The 2,367-nt window shown below is 26.6% G+C and carries 3 protein-coding genes; 1 reads left to right on the top strand and 2 read right to left on the bottom strand.

The features are described from left to right. The first annotated feature begins 131 nt into the window (after nt 1-131). Nucleotides 132-1,112, top strand: a complete 981-nt coding sequence (locus U9R42_10060; GenBank protein ID MEA3496365.1) for a T9SS type A sorting domain-containing protein — start codon at nt 132-134, stop codon at nt 1,110-1,112. 16 nt (nt 1,113-1,128) lie between these two features. On the opposite strand, the gene U9R42_10055 is transcribed toward U9R42_10060, so the two are convergent. Both U9R42_10055 and U9R42_10050 read right to left on the bottom strand, forming a co-directional pair. After that, nucleotides 1,129-1,617, bottom strand: a complete 489-nt coding sequence (locus tag U9R42_10055; protein MEA3496364.1) for a PEGA domain-containing protein — start codon at nt 1,615-1,617, stop codon at nt 1,129-1,131. A gap of 87 nt (nt 1,618-1,704) precedes the next feature. Next, nucleotides 1,705-2,079 (bottom strand): TerB family tellurite resistance protein, encoded by a 375-nt coding sequence (locus U9R42_10050; protein MEA3496363.1) that lies wholly within the window; start codon nt 2,077-2,079, stop codon nt 1,705-1,707. Nucleotides 2,080-2,367: the final 288 nt, after the last annotated feature.

Below are 2,367 nucleotides of genomic sequence, written 5' to 3'. Positions count from 1 at the left end.
CTAAAGGCTAAAAGCAAAAAGCTAAAGGCTAAAAGCCAAAAGCTAAAGGCAAAAAGCTAAAAACTAAAAGCTAAAAATTAAAAACTAATTTGTATTTTTGTTTAGTAAAAAAGCATTTAAATATTAATAATATGAAAGATAAAGTCAAAACAATCAATAAAATAGGAATATTCCTTTTAATTATTATCTTTTTAAGTTTTTCAAATTTTGTGTTTTCACAAAATAAAACCAAGAAAAAAGTAATACAAATTGAGCTTGTTGATGAGGATGGTAAAAACATTAATAAAGAAATAATTATTACAAGAAGTGATACCGGTATTTCGGTTAAAACCTATAAAAACCAAGAGCTTATTAACGAAAAGTCCCTAAATGAAATAAATAAACAAATAAACAAGGGGATTGAAAATGCAAAAAAGGTAATAATTGTTTCAACAGATTCATTTCAAAATAAAATTTACACAGTTAAAACTGAGAAAATACTTTTGAAAATAGAACAAAGTCTTCAACAAGCCGCTGAAGAAATAGATGTTGAGCAAATAATAGAAGAAATTAACAAAAGCATTCAAAGTATTGATTTTGAAAAATTGATTAAAATTGATGAAGTTGAGAAAGAAGCTATTAAAAAAAATCTTGATTCACTGAAAATGGGAGTTAAAAAGACCAAAGAAGATATTGTTAAATCAATTAATAATAAAAAAGTTGTTGTTATCAGAATAGAGGGGGAGGATACTGAAGAAATTTCAAAAGTTATAATGAATGATAAGGATGTAAATAAAAAGAAAATAATTGTAAAAATAAAACAAGTTGATAATAAAATAATAATTGAAGATTTTAGTGAAAAAAGTTATGTAAATAATAAAAATAATCTAAAGCTTGAAGGATTGAATTTTAACTCTTCAAACGAAAGTATTACTGTTGAATTTTACAATAAAACAAGCAAGAAAGTAACTGTGGGAGTTTATACAATTGACGGTAAGGCTATTATTGAAGATAGTGTAACAGGAGAGGGGATTAAAAAAATCAAGATTGAAAATAACTTTAAAAAGGGAATTTATATTTTAGAAATTAAACGTGGAAATAAATCTTTAACAAAAAAAATGATTGTTGAATAAAAGCATTTATATGAAATTATTCTTTTTCGTTTAATATTTTTTCTTTCTCTTTTTCATACTCTTCTCTTGTAATTGCTCCTTCGTCAAATAATTCTTTCATTTCCCTTAATCGTTTAGCTTTTGAACTTGTATTTTCTTTTTTATAAACATCCCCGTTTTCAAGAGGTTTTAAAACGTAAGTTCTTGAATAATCATAATCAAAAACCCATAACCATATAGGCCATACAAAAAAACCACCAATAGCAATAGGAATATTTATTTCTTCATCTCTGCGAAATGAAGAATAAAAATCTTGATAACCTTCTTTTTCTAATTTGACATCATGTTTGGTGAAAAATATATCTTCATCAGAATATCTGTAAGGAGTTTCTCCAACTTCTTCACCATCAATATAAATAGTAGCACCCGGAGGTTCGGAATGTATAAGAGTTGAACTTGAACAGCCTGATAAAATTACTATGCTTATAAAAAGTATAAAAATATGGTTGAAATTCATTTTTTTCATAATTGTACTTTTGAAAATTGATGTGAAGTTAGCTTTTCATTTATATCAATAATGGTGCAATTGTTTTGATTTAACAATCCTAAAATATTAATTCATTTTTTCAATATCATTCAAAAATTTTTCTTTTAATTCCTTTTGAAATTTATCAATTATTTCTTTTTCGGCAGGAACAATTCCTTCAAAAGCTTCTGCAACTTTTGTTAACACGTCCAGCATAAATTTGTATTCGGGATCAGGACCATGATCTTTAAAAATAAACATAGCTTTTTTGTATGCATCCTCCACAGTTCTTTTTTTTAATGATTCATAATCAAATGACCATTTAATTTCTTTTGCCCAGTGGTGTGTTTTAAGTATGTTTTCAAGAACCTCGATTTCTACACTTTGTATTTCTCCGTCCGATAGTGCTAATGCATAAACCAATTCTCCAAAAGCATCATAAAGTTTTTCTTTTTGTCCCATAAATATTTATTATTTATCCTCAATTTGAACTAAAATTCATTATCAAATATATGAATATTCTCGGGAAAAAATTAATTTGAGGAAAAATAAGATTGAGTCCACTCTAAAAAGTCTTAAAATGATTTTCAGCTCCTTTCTACCCCAAACCCTAAAGAGGGAAATAGCTGAAAATCAGGACTCCCTTTAGGGAATGGGGCAATTCCTGATTTTCAAAACCTGCACTCATTACTTTTTAAAGTGGATTCAAGATTAGAAAAGTTGACGAATAGAAAATTGCAACAAAACAAC

The organism is Bacteroidota bacterium (genome assembly GCA_034723125.1).
In the GTDB taxonomy this organism is placed as follows: domain Bacteria; phylum Bacteroidota; class Bacteroidia; order CAILMK01; family JAAYUY01; genus JAYEOP01.
The sequence above is the reverse complement of the archived record's forward strand: the minus strand, read 5'-3'. Positions and strand labels throughout refer to the sequence as shown.